We start from the raw sequence: 15867 nt of genomic DNA, 5'->3' as shown, positions 1-15867 counted from the left end.
CAAGCTTGCATCCGCATTCTCCGGTAACGCTGCTGTCGATACGTCAAAGGACGACTGGCAGGAGTTTTGATCGGCGATCGGTCAACGACGTGAGCTTCGGCGGGGATATCCCCGCCGCCAATCAAAGACTATGCCACGCAATCGGAAATCGTTTGCGTGGCATAGTTTATGCCAGAGGGGGTGACGAACATGTCTGGCTATCTTCGCAATACATTGTCCTTCACGCAGCGCGTCGCGACTATGGCTGTGGGGATCTTTTTGGGCACTGGCTCATGCTCGACGATGTTTGGAATTCAATTGGTGTGATTTCCGAAGTGGAATCAGCGCCATGCGAGCCCAGTTTTACTTCCGACCTGATCCCGGCCGGTTTGAACGTTGAATCGGTGCATGATGCCACCAACGCGATCGTTGTCACTGCGTCCGCCGGGTCAACGGAGTCCATATGTCCCCACTGCAGGACCGTTTCCCGTCGAGTTCATAACCGTTCCCCTCGGGTGATCGGTGATCTGCCGTGTACGGGCCGACGGATCGAATTCCATCTGACCGTCAAGCGCTTTGTCTATAGTGCTACCAACTGCCATCGAAAGATCTTTGCCCAGCTCTTCGGTGAGGGTGTGACCTCATGCTCCCTAACCAACTTCACTGCCTCAAGCTTGTACTCGCGGCTGAACTTCCTTCGTTGGATTTATGCACTCCAGTTTCATTAGAAGCACCTCAACTTGGTATCCACGTCACCGGCAGCAGGCCAACACTCACTTTACCAAGTTTATGATCACGGGTATCCGTTGAGTCGGGCAATAGCCCCACCAGCAGTGATGCAAGGGCAATTCCGGAGACAGTGCCGTGGACGTTAATCTCAAAGAAGCTGAGTGGCTGAATAAACCTGTAGTGTGGGAAGCCACCTAGACGGGTCTGTAGTGGCCCCCTAAATCCCCGGACACGATCTCCCACTTGTTAAGTGTTAGGAGTAAAGTGCCCATTATGACCAGTCACATACCTAAGATAGAAGTGCTGTCCGGCCCTGAGCGCCGCCGTCGCTGGTCGACAGCGGAGAAGCTCGCAATAGTCCAGGAGACCTACGAGCCTGACGTCACGGTCAGCATCGTTGCTCGACGGCATGGCATTCAGCCGAACCAGTTGTTCGCGTGGCGCAAGCTGGCAACGCAGGGGGCGCTAACGGCCACCGCATCGCAGGAAGAGGTCGTCCCTGAATCCGAATACAGGGCGCTTCAGAACCAGGTGAAAGAGCTGCAGCGCCTCCTCGGCAAAAAGACGATGGAAGGCGAAATCCTCAAAGAAGCTCTTGAGATAGCATCAGGGTCAAAAAAACACCTGTTGCGCTCGCTCTCGTTGCCGAAGGACGGTTCGCGATGACGGCGGTGTGCGAGACCTTGGGTGTCGCCCGCTCCAACATATCGGCACGTGTGAAGCAACGTCCTTCCAGAGCCCGAGGGCGGCCGCCGCTCGCTGATCAGGAACTGGTGGATGCGATCAAGACGATCATCGATGACATGCCGACCTACGGATATCGCCGGGTTCACGCGATCCTGCGCCGTAAAGCCTGCAGCGAAAACCGTCCATGGCCAAATGCCAAACGCGTCTACCGGGTGATGAAGGTTCACGGCATGCTTCTTCAGCGCCACACCGGTGCAATCGACACCCGTCGCCACGATGGCTGCGTCGCTGTCGAGCAATCCAATCTGCGTTGGTGTTCAGACGGCTTCGAAATCGGCTGCGACAACAAGGAGAAGGTGCGCGTTGCCTTCGCTCTCGATTGCTGTGATCGCGAGGCCATCGCCCATGTCGCGACAACCGAGGGCATCAAGAGCGAGGACGTCCAGGACCTTGTCATCACGGCTGTTGAGAACCGCTTCGGCCTCGTCAACACCCTTCCAAAGCCAATCGAGTGGCTGACGGACAACGGCTCCTGCTTCATCGCAAAGGAAACCAAATCGCTGCTCATCGATATCGGCATGGAGCCGTGTTCAACGCCCGTTCGCAGCCCCCAGTCCAACGGAATGGCCGAAGCCTTCGTCAAAACCTTCAAGCGTGATTACGTCTCGGTGAACCCCTTGCCGGACGCCATGACCGTTATCGCGCAACTGCCCTCATGGTTCGAACACTACAATACCCTTCACCCGCACAAGGCCTTGGGCTATTGCTCGCCTCGTGAGTTCTTAAACCGTCAAACAGAAACCTGATCCTGTCCGGTTTTTAAGGGGCAACTCCAGATCTTAGGCCCCTTTTCAAACAGGCTTTAGCAAAAACCGTTCAATTTAAGGATTCGATACGCTTCGATTGAGCTTCGAAGTGCATCCTCAGAATTGCGGTCTCCGTCATTGGCGTCGGGATGGTGCATTTTGAGCCTCTCCTTATAGCGGCTCTTGATTTCTTGGGATGTCGCCTGGGAAGAAAGGCCGAGTGTTTCGAAAGCTTTGGCTTCCAGTACCTTGAGCTTTCTCTGTTGGGCGCCGATCCGGGTTTGCCCTTGCCGATCGGCTTTGCGAGCATTTAGCGTTTTTGCCGAGCCTGAACGAACTGAAGACGGTAACGGAGTTTCAGTCGCCGCGCTCACCCTCTTTCCCCAGGTCGGGCGCGCACCCGTCGTCGCTTCTTTTTGGTAACGGGCGACGTCGGCATTGGAGGGTGGTGTCGTAAAACTATAACCCTTGTTGTAGTCAGTCACATGCTCAAGGCAGAATAAGAGGTAAAGACCTTCTGCACCCGATCCCACCGGCGCGCGGTGAGTACCGCTCTTTTCACACCCGTCCCATTGGCATTTTGGGCCTGTGGCTTGGCTGGGCGATGGCGAGCGTTTGCGAGCGGATCGAAGACCTACGAATATTTTCGAATCATGCGTCATTAGAACTATATGGACGCGGAAGACCCCTAGGGCAACATCAGACACGTCCAATCTCGATCACACGGACAGCATGCGCGATAGCCAGCCTCACCGGGGGAAGCACTGTTTTCTTGGCAATTGGCCAGTATGGAAAATTTCGGGTCATGCTCATGTCTCGCTGAAAACCCCGCCCGCTCGACAATCATTCTCGCAAGGTGTGCATAGATCTTCCCTATAAGACGATAGCTCGTGGTTGCGGTATCCTCGACGGATTGCTGGCCGCGAAATGAAAACGGGTCAAATCCTGCTGAAACTCAGTACCCTTGAATTTTAGCATCATTCTTGGTATTTTGATATCAAAGAGATCATTTTTCCAAGGATGATATCAATGCCGGCAGTCACCATTCGTAACCTTTCTGAAGAAACACATCGCGCTCTGAGGGTGCGAGCGGCTCATCATGGCCGGAGCACGGAGGCCGAGATTCGTGACATTATTGAAGCGGCTGTTCGTCCTCCGGAACGTATTCAGCTCGGGTCGTTGCTAGCGGCCATTGGTCGCGACGCCGAGCTTTCCAACAGCGACGTTGAAGCTCTTCAGAAAAGTCGCGACAAGACACCTGCTAAGCCGATGACCTTCGAATGATCTTGCTTGACACCAACGTCATATCCGAACCTTGGAAACCGGTTCCGGACGAGGCGGTGATTGCCTGGTTGGACGCCCAAGCTGTCGAAACGCTGTTCATCTCCGCAATAACGATTGCGGAACTTCGCTTCGGAATTGCTGCTATGCCTTCAGGCAGACGGCAAACTATCCTCCGCGACCGTCTCGAGGGCGAGGTGCTGCCACACTTTTCCGGCCGCATCCTGTCCTTCGATCTGACTACTTCTCAGTTCTACTCTGAACTGATGGCACGCGCTCGAGCGTCTGGGAAAGCGATCGGCACGGCCGATGGCTACATTGCAGCCACAGCGGCAGCAAATGGCCTCACGATCTCAACTCGCGATACAAGCCCTTTCGAGGCTGCCGGGGTGAAAGTGATCAATCCCTGGTCCAGATAACCACAATGTTCATCCGGGTATCGTAAGGTCATATATTCTGAAGCACTTTGAAAGGTGACTCAGAGATAATGCGCGCCTCTCGCAGCGAGATGTATTAGGAAATGGCGTGACGCAAGGCATTGTTTGTTCATCGAACCCGAGCCGGTTAGGCGCATAATTCCACAGATGGGTTGGGTGCCATCATCGGCATCGTAGCGTATTTCCACAGTCGGGAATGAGGCTTCTGTCATTGCCAGCTGGCAAGCAGGACTTCAAGTGTAGCACGATCCTCGTCGTCCAGACGGGCGAGTCCTGGTGCTCGAACTGGGCCAACCGCAAGCCCCTGTATCTGCATCGCTTCCTTTACCACAGTCACATTGGCGCCGTTCCGGTATCGTGTCCGCAGCCGTTCGAACAACTCGATCTTTTCAACGATCTTACGTGCGGCCGAGAAATTGCCGGCCGTCAGTGCATCATGAACTTGCAGGGAAAATTGCGGTGCGACATTGACGAGACCGGATGTGAAACCGCGGGCTCCGACGGCGCAGAAAGCGGGAGCCCAGCTTTCTGCCAGTCCACACACGTAAAGTGAGCCTTCAGGATCGGAAGCGGCGATCGCACGCGACAGAAGCATAATATCCGTCGTCGCGAACTTTATGCCTGCGACATTCGGATGGCTCGATAGTCTGACCATGTCATTGACCGAGAACCCGTCGGCGCGGACATAGGCTACGAGAGGCAATTCGCTGCCTTCAGCCAGGCCGATAAAATAGTCGATCTGTGATTGTGGCGCTGCGAACGGGTCAACCGGCTGGTGGGACATGACCGCAGACGCGCCCATCTCCCTGGCCCGACGCGCCATGGACAGGGCCTCCCGCTGTGAGCGTCCAATCGCTGCAGTAACGGGGGCTTGCCCGTTCACCCCTTCAATCGCAGCTTCGTAGACCTTGAAAATTTCAGCGGGCGTCAACGCGTAAAACTCGCCGGTATTGCCCGCAGCAACGATATTGTGGATGCCCGCCTTTGCTACACGGGCATAGGCTTCGATGGTGACAGCTATATCGACTTCCCCGTCTGTCTCGTAAGCCGTTACGGGGACGCCGGAAATACCGTGCAGAGCCTGGCGGAAATCGAATGTCGTCATCAACTGGTTTCCTTAAAAATCGAAGGGCATCTTCAGATAGAAAATTTGTGAACGGCTACGCCCGCGACAGGCACATCAAACGCAACAAGCGTACCTGGGGTGGTTGTTCCGTTCGTCTCGGTCACAAGACTCGTCAGATAGATCGTTTTGAGGTCCGGGCCGCCGAAACATGGCATGGTCGGCCCTTTGAACGGCAACCTGTATATCTCAAACAGTTCGCCCTCCGGCGAAAAGCGGTTGAGACGCCCGGCCTGAACGCCGGCGCTCCAGTAACAGCCTTCGCAATCGGTCGCCGCGCCATCAGGCCTGCCTTCGTCGGGTGCGAAATCGTGCAGGCGCTCGGCTGGACCGAGCGTGCCCGTCGCGACATCGAAATCGAACGCCTGATACATCAGACCGCTGCTATCGGAATGATACATGCGCGTTCCGTCCAGATTCCAGGCAAGCCCGTTCGATGTGAACATATCGCCATTGATGACAAGCTCGACGCCGCCATCCGGCGCGATACGATAGAGGCGGGCATTTCCTGTCGGCACGGCAGCCTCGTCGCGGGTTCCCACCCAGAAATGGCCATCGGGGCCGACCTTGCCGTCGTTGAGACGGCTGTCTGCTCGTCCTTCGTCCGGATCGCACAGCAGTTCGAGCGCGCCGTTTGCGGGGTCTAGAAGGTGCACGCCCGTCTTGAGGCCCGCCACAACAAGGCCATTGTCGCAAAGACCGAGGCAACCCACCTGGGCGGGCATTTCGTATCTGTCGAGTTTGCCGCCCGGATGCAGGCAGAAAATGGCGGGGGCGAGAATGTCGACGAACCACAGATTCCCGGTACGCTCATCCCATGCCGGTGATTCGCCGACCTTCAACGGCGTGTCGATGAGAGAGCGGAGTTTCGGCTCTATGATGCGTGGCTGGATCACTGATTATTTTCCCTTGCCCTGTATGGCTCGCCTTTTGAAATGTTGAAAAAACGGTTCTAGCTGCCGACGCCCTGAAACATGCGGGCACGGGCCTTCAGGATGTGATCTTTCATTGCGTCATGCGCGGCCTGTTCCTGGCGCGCAAAAATCGCTTCCACGATTGCCGTATGTTCGTTCTGTACCTCGCGCACATGTTGCGGCGTACGCTTGAGGCTGAGGCTGCGTGTCACCGACTGGCCGATCGCGAAATGCGGCTTGAACCATATCCGCACGGTGATGTGGAACTGGTTATGGCTCGCTTTAGCAATGGCTTCGTGCAGGGCAAAGTCCTCCTCCGCACCAAGATCGTTGCGCGCAAGACACTGTTCCAGCGCGGTAATGGCCTGTTCGATGCGGGCCTTGTCGGCAGCCTGCCAACTGCGTGCTGCAAGTTCGGCGGCTGCAGACTCAAGGCCGGACCGGAACTCGAAGAAACGCTGCACATCGGCAAGCGAGCCGACAGGAACCTGCTGCAACACGGATGAATCCGGCTGCTGGCGCACATAGGAGCCGGAACCTTTCTGCGAAACGATAAGCCCGTCGTTGCGCAGCCGCTCCAGCGCTTCGCGCACCACAGGCCGGGAAGCCCCGAACAGAGAAGCCAGATTTTGCTCCGACGGCAACCGCTCGTTCACGGGAAACCGCCCATCAGAAATCATTCCGATGATCTTTTCGTAGATGATGTCGCTCAAGCGAGTCTCGCCTCGAGCGGCGGCGGATACGGTTTGATTGTCCATCAGCAGCCCTTCCGTTGCAAATCGCTGAAGTTAATGGGTTTCCTGCATTTCAATCGCAACAGAAATACCGGGAATTTCATGAACGTGGTTACTGTCGTGCCGGTTCTTTCCTCAAACCTGATCGTGAAAACCGGCCTACGAATAAAAAATATGTAAAAATCTGTCAATACTTGTAATCATCTGAAAACGCCCATATGGTCTGCCCTGCCGGTGGAGGATCGGTGTGCTGGCTGGCCGGGAGGCTGTTGCGGTTCGGTGAAAGCTGTCTCGCTGCCGGTGATTTTTTGGGAGGATAGTCGATGCGCGATGGCGATAAATTTTCACTGGGCGTGACGCGCCGAACCTTTATGGCTGGGCTTGGCGGCGTCGCCGCCGTGTCCGTCATCGGGAGCTCGGCCCTGGCTGCTGCCGGCAAGGAAGCGCCGGAACTGGCAGCCCTGGTAAAAGACGGCAAACTGCCGCCGTTGGCGGAACGTCTGCCAAAAAATCCGATGGTGGTGACGCCGCATGAAAAGATCGGCACCTATGGCGGCACATTGCGCCGCGGCCTGCGCGGTTCGTCGGACCATAACGGCATCCTGCGCATGGTCGGCAACCAGGGGCTGGTGCGCTGGAACATGGACTTCACCGAAGTTCTGCCCAACCTTGCCGAGAAATGGGAGGTCAATGACGACGCCTCGCAGTTCACCTTCCATCTGTTACAGGGGGCGAAATGGTCTGATGGACATCCCTTTACCGCAGATGACGTGGTGTTCGCCATCGAGGACTGCATCAAGAACAAGGAGCTTTACAGCGCTACCCCGGCGCAACTCTCCGTCGCCGGTAAGGCGGTCGATGTCGAGAAAGTCGATGATTTCACGGTCAGGTTCAAATTCGCAGCGCCAAACGCGCTCTATCTGGAAAACCTCGCCACGCCGCTCGGCCAGCATCCGACGCTGTTCGCCAAGCATTATTGCAGCAAGTTCCTGCCGAAATACAACACGGCGCTCGATGCCGACGTCAAGGCGGCTGGCGTGTCCAGCTGGACGGAACTGTTCCGCGCCAAGTGCGGCGACATCGAAATTCCGTCGCGCTGGTCGAATGTCGACAAGCCGACGCTTGATCCCTGGGTGGTGAAGGAACCCTATTCCGGCGGTGCGACCCGGGTTGTCATGACCCGCAACCCTTACTTCTGGCAGGTCGATACCGAAGGCAATCAGTTGCCCTACATCGATGAAGTCAATTTCGGCATTTCGCAGGATGTCGAATCGCTGATGCTGAACGTCATCTCGGGCAAGATCGACATTCAGGAGCGCCATATCAGCGTGCTGGCCAACAAGCCGACCCTGTCGCAGAACATGAAGAAAGGCGACTACCGCCTGCTGACGCTGGTGCCATCAGCTGCACAACAATGCCAGATTTACCTCAACATTACCCATAAAGATCCGGGAATGCGCAAGATGTTTGCGGACAAGTCGTTCCGTCAGGCGCTGTCCATCGCTCTCAACCGGCAGGAAATCATAGATATCGTCTATTTTGGTCAGAGCGAGGGATACCAGGCCGGGCCACGCCCGACCCATCCCTGGTATAATGAAAAGCTGGCACGTCAATACACCGAATATGACGCGGACAAAGCGAACGATCTTCTCGACAAGGCCGGCTACGACAAGAAGAACGGCAACGGCATGCGGCTCCGGCCTGACGGCCAGCCGATTTTCTTCTCGATCGATGTGATCCCGACACTCTATCCCGATCTGGTCGATGCGCTGGAACTGGTGAAGGCGCAGTGGGCGCAAATCGGCGTCGATATCAAGGTCAACACCATCGAACGCGCACTGTACTACACACGCGGCGATGATAACGCCCATGATGCGGCGGTCTGGCCGGGTCCGGGCGGTCTCGATCCGATGCTCGACCCGCGTGACTTCTTCGCGTTCCACCCACAGGGGTCGCGCTACGCCATTCCGTGGGCGCTTTGGTACACATCCAACGGGCAGAAGGGGGAAGAGCCGCCGGAAAGCCAGAAGAAGCGCTTCAAACTGTTCGATGAAGCGCGTTCGACTGCCGACCTTGCCAAGCGCGGCGAGAAGATGAAGGAAATCTTCGATATTGCGGCGGAAGAGTTCGAGACGATCGGTCTTTGCCTTGCCGTTGGTGGTTTCGGTATCATCCGCAACAACCTTCGCAACGTGCCGGAGAAAGAACCCGACAGCTGGTCGTGGCCCAACCCCGGCCCGGCGTTGCCGCAACAGTTCACCTTCACAAGCTGACACCGCCACATGGGCGTCGCTTCATCAACGCGGCGGCGCCTCTCAGGTTGCTTCGACCACCCGCAAGCCGTCTCGTAGTGGAAGGCGGCGCGTGTGGTAAAACGTGATTGCGAGAACGTCATGCTGCTATTTATCGTAAAACGCCTGCTGTGGATGATACCGTCCCTGTTCGCCGTCAGTTTTCTTGCCTTTGTACTGATCCAGCTGCCACCCGGTGACTACGTGACGACTTACATCGCCACGCTTGCTGCGTCCAACGAGGTCATAGACCACAATACGGCGGCGCAATTGCGAGAGCGCTTCGGCCTCGATGACCCGATGATCGTGCAATATCTGAAATGGATATGGGGCATTATCAGTCGCGGCGATTTTGGTATCTCGTTCGAATGGCAGCAGCCCGTTTCCGGCCTCATCTGGGAGCGCATGGCGCTGACGCTGGTTCTGGCCATAGCAAGCCTTCTCGCAACCTGGGCCATCGCACTTCCGATCGGCGTCTTCTCCGCCGTGCGCAAATATTCGATCGGCGATTATCTTTTTACCGCCTTCTCCTTTTTCGGCCTGTCCATACCGTCATTCCTCCTGGCGCTGGTGCTGATGTATGTCGCGGCGGTGGAATTCGGGGCCGATGTCGGAGGGCTGTTTTCGGCGGAGTATGAGACTGCCTCGTGGAGCATCGCCAAGATGATGGATCTGATGGCGCACATCTGGCTACCAGTTGCGATCCTCGCGGTGTCCTCCACGGCAAGCCTCATCCGCGTCATGCGCGCAAACATGCTGGACGAATTACCCAAACCCTACGTGACCACCGCGCGCGCAAAGGGATTGTCCGAGTTCCGGCTGCTGACAAAATATCCTTTGAGAATTGCGCTCAACCCATTCATTTCCACGATTGCATGGCTGTTGCCCAATCTCATTTCAGGCTCGGTTGTGGTTGCTATCGTGCTCAATCTGCCGACGGCCGCGCCGCTGCTTTTGCAGTCGCTGATGGCGCAGGACATGTATCTCGCCGGCGCTTTCGTGCTTTTGATCTGCGGATTGACGCTGATCGGATCGCTCATCAGCGACATCCTGCTTGCGCTGGTCGATCCGCGCATCCGTCTCGAATAGGAGGGCGCCATGAGCGATATCGCCATCACCACCAATACCCGGCCGGACCGCGCTGCCGTCGCCTCGCAATGGCAACTGATCTGGTGGGCGTTCAAGCGCCACAGGCTGGCCATGGCCGCCCTGTTCGTCACCATCGCCATGTATATCGTCGCGCTTTTGCCAGGTTTCTTCGCCATCAACGATCCGGTTCTGCAGAATGCGCGCGCCACCTTTCATCCGCCGCAACGTGTGCATTTCATCGATACGACGGGCGGCCTCTCGCTTGGTCTGCATTATTATCCGCTGAAGCTGACGCGTGATCCTGAAACGCTGGCGGCGGTGTTCGTCGAAGATACGGCCAAGAAAATCCCGATCCAGCTATTCGGTCGCGGCTACGAATATTCGGTGCTCGGCCTGTTCACCACGGATATCCACCTGCTGGCCTCGACCGACAAGACCCGACCGCTCTTCCTTTTCGGCGCGGATCGCCTTGGCCGTGATGTTTTCAGCCGGGTAATACAGGGCTCGCAGATTTCGCTGTCCATCGGTCTCGTCGGCGTGTTTTTCTCGCTGCTTCTCGGTGTCGTTCTGGGCGGTATCTCCGGTTATTACGGCGGCCGCATCGATTTTGTCATGCAGCGCGTCATCGACTTCGTTTTGTCGCTGCCGACCATTCCCATCTGGCTGGCGCTTGCCGCTGCCCTGCCGCAGGGTTGGCCGGCAACGCTGCAATATATGATGATCACCATCATCCTGTCCTTGACCGGCTGGGCGCAGCTTGCCCGGGTCGTGCGCGGCAGGTTCCTGTCACTGAGGACGGAAGAATTCGTGGCGGCAGCCCGGCTGGATGGCGTGCCGGAAGGGCGCATCATTTTCCGCCATATGCTGCCGAGTTTTTCGAGCCACATCATCGCCTCGGTCACGCTTGCGGTTCCGGCGATGATCCTTGCGGAAACCTCGCTGTCCTTCCTCGGTCTTGGCCTCCAGCCGCCGACCATTTCCTGGGGCGTGCTGCTTCGCGAGGCGCAGAATATTCGCTCGATCGCAACCGCGCCGTGGCTGTTCCTGCCCGGCGTGGCTGTTGTTGTTGCCGTCATGGCGCTCAATCTGCTCGGTGACGGTCTGCGTGACGCAGCCGACCCCTATAACAAGTGAGGCCCCGGATGAGCGATATTCTCTCCATGAAGCCAGACCGACCGCTGCTTGACGTCCGTAATCTGGTCACCGAATTTCCCGTGCGAAACGGCATTTTCCGCGCGGTAAACGATCTCTCTTTTTCCATCGATCCCGGCAAGACGCTCTGCGTTGTGGGCGAAAGCGGTTCCGGCAAATCCGTCACCGCCCGCTCGATCCTGCAGATCATCGACAGCCCCGGTTACATCGCTTCCGGGTCGATCATCCTCAACCGTGCCGACGGCACGTCGCTGGATCTCGCAAAGCTCGATCCGCGCAGCCGGGCCATCCGCTCGGTGCGCGGCGCAGATATCGCGATGATTTTTCAGGAGCCGATGTCGTCGCTGTCGCCGGTGCATACCGTCGGTGATCAGATCACCGAAGTTCTGCGGCTGCACTTGAAGATGAGCAAGGCGCAGGCACGGGCGGAAGCCATCGAGCTGCTGCGGCAGGTGGAAATTCCCAACCCCGAAAAGGCGCTGGATCGTTATGCCTTCCAATATTCCGGCGGCATGCGCCAGCGCGCCATGATCGCCATGGCGCTGGCCTGCAAACCGCAACTGTTGATCGCCGACGAACCGACAACCGCGCTGGACGTCACGACGCAGGCCGAAATCCTCGACCTGATATCGCGGCTGCAAAAGGCGCATGGCATGGCGGTGCTGTTTATCACCCACGACATGGGCGTGGTGGCGCAGATTGCCGATGACGTGCTGGTCATGCATCACGGCGTCGCCAAGGAATATGGCACTGTCGATGAAATATTCCACAATCCGCAAGATCCCTATACGCGCATGCTGATCGGCTCGGTTCTGAAGCTGGAGCAGAAGGCGGAAATCCGGCTTGCCCGCCCGCCGCTCGATCTTGCCGCGGCACCTATCCTCGAAGTGAACGACCTCTCGATGCACTTCGGTGAGATGAAGGCGCTGGATGGCGTGTCGATCAAGCTGCTTCCGGGCGAAACGCTCGGCATCGTCGGCGAAAGCGGCTCCGGCAAGACCACTATGGGCCGCTCGATCATGCGCCTCTACGATCCGACCGGGGGCGAGATGCGCTATCGCCGGGCGGATGGCACGGTGGTCGATCTTGCCAAAATCGAAGGTGCGGAGCTGAAAGCTGCGCGGCGTGAGTTGCGCATGGTTTTTCAGGATCCGTTCGGTTCGCTCAATCCGCGCATGACGGTGGCACAGGTCATCGGTGAGCCGCTGCTGGTCAACGGCATTGCGAAAGGCAAGGAACTGGATGAGCGCGTCTGCGCCCTGATGGAGCAGGTGGGTCTGGACCCGGCCGGACGTGAGCGTTACCCACACGCCTTTTCCGGCGGCCAGCGCCAGCGCATCGGTATCGCCCGCGCCATCACGCTCCGGCCGCGCATCATCGTTGCGGATGAGGCGACATCGGCGCTCGATGTTTCGGTGCGTTTCCAGGTGCTGGACCTGCTCATGCGGCTGCAGGACGAGCTTGGCCTGGCTTACATCTTCATCAGCCATGACATTGGCGTCATCAGATACATGTGCGACCGCGTCGGGGTGATGTATCGCGGCAAGCTTGTCGAGGTGGGAGACGCCGAAAAAGTCTGCAACGCGCCGGATCACCCTTATACGCAGGCGCTTCTGTCGGCCATTCCCCGCCCGGATCCGCGCGACCGCGACCGCACGAGAAGGTTCCGCTACGTCGAGCCGCCCGAGATCAAGAACGGAGCCGCTGCCAGATAACGTTGCGGCCGTTGCTTCTCACAATTCAAGAGGAAGACCAAAGCATGAAAATCGATCGCATGCGGGTATTCGTTACCCGCGACAAGGACCGTCCCCGCGTCATCGTTGCTCTCGATACCGATGACGGTTTGACCGGCTGGGGCGAATGCTACAATCACGGCCCCGATCTCGCATTGCCCCCGCTTCTGGATTACCTCTACGGCTTCCTTGCCGGGCAGGATCCGACCCGGGTCGAGTATCTCTACAATCTCCTCCTCCAACAAAACCGCTTTCCGCCCGGAGCACTCGGTCTTTCAGCAATCTCAGCGCTTGACCATTGCCTCTGGGACCTTGCCGCCAAGGCGGCGGGGGTGCCCGTCTACAAGCTTTTGGGCGGCGAAGTGCGTGATCGTATCAAGGTTTACGCCGGCGTCTACACGGCACCGGATGCGCCGGCGGCAAGGGAAGAATTCGATCGTCTCAACGAAGATTGGGGGTTCACAGCCTTCAAGCTAAGCCCATGGCGTGTCGATATTCACGCCCATCGCTGGGGTGAGGTGGTGCGAAGTTCGGCCGAATATTTCCGCTCGCTTCGCGAAACGGTGCGGCCCGACTACGATATTGCCTTCGACGCGCATGCCAAGATTTTCGAGCCTGCCGCCGCTCGTCAACTGGGCAATGCGCTTGCCCCTTACGATCCCCTATTTTTCGAAGAGCCGTTGCGTCCGGAAAATATCGAGATGTGGGGAGACCTGAAGCAGGGACTGAACTGCACGCTGGCAACGGGTGAAAGTCTTTACAACCGCAATGACTTCCTGCGTCTTCTGCAAGTCCGGGGCGCGGATATCATTCAACCCGACATCTGCGTTGTCGGTGGTATTTCGGAAATGCGCCGCATCGCCACGCTTGCAGAGGCGCATTTCGTCAGCATCGCTCCGCACAACCCGATGGGGCCGCTCGCCACCGCCGTCAACGTGCATTTCTCCGCCGCCCAGCAGAATTTCCGTATTCTTGAATACAGGCTGCCGAAAGGGCAGTGCTATGTTTATGGCGGCACCGACCTCGAAAAACGCGAGGATGAAACACGCTATGTTGTCGACCCTTATCTGCCAAAGGATGGATACCTGGAACTGAGACCCGACCGACCGGGTTGGGGAGTCGAGATGGATGAAAAGGCCATGCAGGAAGATGGCTATGTTCACTGGCAGCGACGCGTGCCGAAACGGCCTGACGGCTCCTATGCTTTTGCCTGAAACGGTTACGATTGCCTTCAGGCAGCTTTCGGCTCGCCTCCACCCTTCCTGGGGTGGAAGGATGACGCATCTGCACCACGAGGATCACGGCGATATTCTGGTGCCGACAGCGGGGGAGTCTTTTGACCCGTTCAACTGGCCGAGGGCAGGTGCCTATCCGCTCATTCCTTACCACAACAGGTTATATGGCAGCTCATTTGTTCACGCGGATATCCGCCACGACCTTCTTCCACATCCGGCCCTTTCGCCTGATGCCATGCATGGATCTGCTCACCGACGATCGTGGGATATTTCCAGCCTGGCGGCCGATCGGTGCGCGCTGGTGCTTGACTATAAGGCGGATGCTGAATGGCCATTTTCCTTCCGCGCTGAACAGTCGTTCCTGCTTGAAAGCGACAGTTTGACGGTGAAATTGTCGATAACCAATCTGGAAGACCGGCCTGCGCCGGTTTCGCTTGGCTGGCATCCCTATTTTGCGGCAGAATTGGGCTGCGACGCTAGCACCGATGCCAAACTGCAATATCCCCTCGATGTGCAGAACGTGCCAACCGGCCAGCAAGCGGTGCCCCGCTCGAAACCTGCCATTCCTGCTACGACGGGATACACCTTGCACTTCACCGATTGGTCATATGCGCGCATCGATTTTGGCAGTTTTTCACTTTTGCTCGAAGCCGATCCTGTTTTTAGCAATCTCGCTGCCCATCGTATGGACCGCTATCTTTGTCTTGAACCCGTTTCCATGGTCGCCGGAGCGCTTGGCTTACCGGAAATTGAGCGAAAAGGGCGGGGCGTCGAAACGATCTCGCCCGGTCAACGATTGTCGGGGTGTATTAGGCTTTCTATTGAAAGTTGACGGGGGCGGATTGCCTCACGCCGACAACGGCTATTCCGGGCGCCCCGCTCGCTGTAGCGGCGCACAATGGCTAACCCATTCATCGGCAGGCAACTTCGATGCAGCGTTCTGTCTCTTCGTTTTTGAATTGCTACAAAAGGCCGATTTCGGCTCGACTTCATCCCTAACCAGAGGCAACTGCCCACGTTTGCCAAAGTTGATACGGTGAATGCCATGCGCAAAAGTCCTCGGCATCGGGAGGCAACTGCGCGTGCTTCAGGCAGATGTGTTCCGATAACCATCGGTCAGCCACCGGCCCCATACCGGCCATTCCAATCGAGTGGTTGGCCAAATTTTAAATTTCAATGCCAATAAAGCAACTAGACGACTGGGTCGGCGGTTCTAGTCCAGTCAAGAGCTTAATGGGACACATTCATTGCGGCTCGCAAGGTATCGTTGATGCGCTCTTGCCATCCCGGCCCGTCCGCCTGAAAATGCGTAAGGACATCGCTGTCGATCTTCAAGGATACAAGCTCCTTGGTGTTGGGGATTGCAGGCCGTTCAACGGCTGGCGCTGCGACCTTTTTCGCCGGTTTGAACAGCGCAGCCGGGCAATGTCTACTTTCAGGCTGTATGTTTAAAACAGCGGTGGTCGCACCCCACATTTAATGGGCAGCCGAAAGAACGCAATTGCTGTTGATAAACTGGTCAGCCGCCTCTCAATCCCGAAGAGAACGCATATTGCGAAGGTTATTCTAAGTTGGCCGATCAACATGCTACCTTTGCTCTTTCGGTAGCACGTCCTTCTTGCACCATCAGGATCAGGCAGAAGCCTGTGCAGCTAGACCAAACGAGACCATCGCCGA

The 15867-nt window shown here is 57.3% G+C and carries 15 protein-coding genes; 10 read left to right on the top strand and 5 right to left on the bottom strand.

The features are described from left to right. Together T18_RS27340 and T18_RS25420 are read left to right on the top strand one after the other, a co-directional pair. Window positions 1-707: transposase family protein (locus T18_RS27340; protein WP_210187550.1), on the top strand; the 707-nt coding region annotated here is incomplete at its 5' end. A gap of 274 nt (window positions 708-981) precedes the next feature. Continuing rightward, a protein-coding gene (locus T18_RS25420) for an IS3 family transposase (RefSeq protein ID WP_121556223.1) occupies window positions 982-2201 on the top strand; the annotation gives its coding sequence in 2 pieces (ribosomal slippage) (window positions 982-1321 and window positions 1321-2201; 1221 coding nt in all). A gap of 56 nt (window positions 2202-2257) precedes the next feature. Here T18_RS25420 and T18_RS25415 read toward each other — a convergent pair. After that, window positions 2258-2863, bottom strand: a complete 606-nt coding sequence (locus T18_RS25415) for a J domain-containing protein (protein ID WP_035201472.1) — start codon at window positions 2861-2863, stop codon at window positions 2258-2260. Between the two features lie 367 nt (window positions 2864-3230). On the opposite strand from T18_RS25415, the gene T18_RS25410 reads away from it, so the two are divergent. Further along, window positions 3231-3485: a FitA-like ribbon-helix-helix domain-containing protein gene (locus tag T18_RS25410; protein ID WP_038496682.1), complete on the top strand. Its 255-nt coding sequence runs from the start codon at window positions 3231-3233 to the stop codon at window positions 3483-3485. Next, a complete protein-coding gene (locus T18_RS25405) occupies window positions 3482-3901 on the top strand; it encodes a type II toxin-antitoxin system VapC family toxin (protein WP_003517201.1) in 420 nt (139 codons plus the stop codon). Before T18_RS25410 ends, T18_RS25405 begins: the two co-directional genes overlap by 4 nt. 226 nt (window positions 3902-4127) lie before the next feature. Here the strand turns inward: T18_RS25405 and T18_RS25400 are convergent, their stop codons facing one another. The 3 genes from T18_RS25400 to T18_RS25390 are packed head-to-tail and all read right to left on the bottom strand — an operon-like array spanning window position 4128 to window position 6714. Continuing rightward, the gene (locus T18_RS25400) at window positions 4128-5024 is read right to left on the bottom strand and encodes a dihydrodipicolinate synthase family protein (RefSeq protein WP_038496685.1); all 897 of its coding nucleotides are present in this window, start codon (window positions 5022-5024) and stop codon (window positions 4128-4130) included. 32 nt (window positions 5025-5056) lie between these two features. After that, a complete protein-coding gene (locus tag T18_RS25395; protein WP_038496688.1) occupies window positions 5057-5938 on the bottom strand; it encodes an SMP-30/gluconolactonase/LRE family protein in 882 nt (293 codons plus the stop codon). Window positions 5939-5994: 56 nt separating this feature from the next. After that, window positions 5995-6714: a FadR/GntR family transcriptional regulator gene (locus T18_RS25390; protein WP_038496691.1), complete on the bottom strand. Its 720-nt coding sequence runs from the start codon at window positions 6712-6714 to the stop codon at window positions 5995-5997. Between the two features lie 299 nt (window positions 6715-7013). On the opposite strand from T18_RS25390, the gene T18_RS25385 reads away from it, so the two are divergent. The 6 genes from T18_RS25385 to T18_RS25360 all read left to right on the top strand — a co-directional run bounded on the left by T18_RS25385 (window position 7014) and on the right by T18_RS25360 (window position 15022). After that, window positions 7014-8963: an ABC transporter substrate-binding protein gene (locus tag T18_RS25385; RefSeq protein WP_038496694.1), complete on the top strand. Its 1950-nt coding sequence runs from the start codon at window positions 7014-7016 to the stop codon at window positions 8961-8963. 120 nt (window positions 8964-9083) lie between these two features. Next, entirely contained in the window at window positions 9084-10070 is a 987-nt protein-coding gene (locus tag T18_RS25380) for an ABC transporter permease (protein ID WP_003517191.1), read from the top strand. Between the two features lie 9 nt (window positions 10071-10079). Then, window positions 10080-11204 carry an ABC transporter permease gene (locus T18_RS25375; RefSeq protein ID WP_038496697.1) on the top strand — a complete coding sequence of 375 codons (1125 nt, stop codon included), beginning with the start codon at window positions 10080-10082 and terminating at the stop codon, window positions 11202-11204. Between the two features lie 8 nt (window positions 11205-11212). Next, window positions 11213-12937: an ABC transporter ATP-binding protein gene (locus tag T18_RS25370; RefSeq protein WP_019565751.1), complete on the top strand. Its 1725-nt coding sequence runs from the start codon at window positions 11213-11215 to the stop codon at window positions 12935-12937. 44 nt (window positions 12938-12981) lie between these two features. Further along, complete coding sequence (locus tag T18_RS25365) at window positions 12982-14169, top strand: galactarate dehydratase (RefSeq protein ID WP_038496703.1); 1188 nt, start codon at window positions 12982-12984, stop codon at window positions 14167-14169. Beyond that, entirely contained in the window at window positions 14156-15022 is an 867-nt protein-coding gene (locus tag T18_RS25360) for an aldose 1-epimerase (RefSeq protein WP_038496706.1), read from the top strand. Before T18_RS25365 ends, T18_RS25360 begins: the two co-directional genes overlap by 14 nt. 398 nt (window positions 15023-15420) lie before the next feature. Here T18_RS25360 and T18_RS25355 read toward each other — a convergent pair whose 3' ends face one another. Then, a complete protein-coding gene (locus T18_RS25355) occupies window positions 15421-15636 on the bottom strand; it encodes a BrnA antitoxin family protein (RefSeq protein WP_038497481.1) in 216 nt (71 codons plus the stop codon). Window positions 15637-15867: the final 231 nt, after the last annotated feature.

The sequence above is a fragment of the Rhizobium sp. TBD182 genome (genome assembly GCF_001950375.1).
Classification (GTDB): domain Bacteria; phylum Pseudomonadota; class Alphaproteobacteria; order Rhizobiales; family Rhizobiaceae; genus Agrobacterium; species Agrobacterium tumefaciens.
The sequence above is the reverse complement of the archived record's forward strand: the minus strand, read 5'-3'. Positions and strand labels throughout refer to the sequence as shown.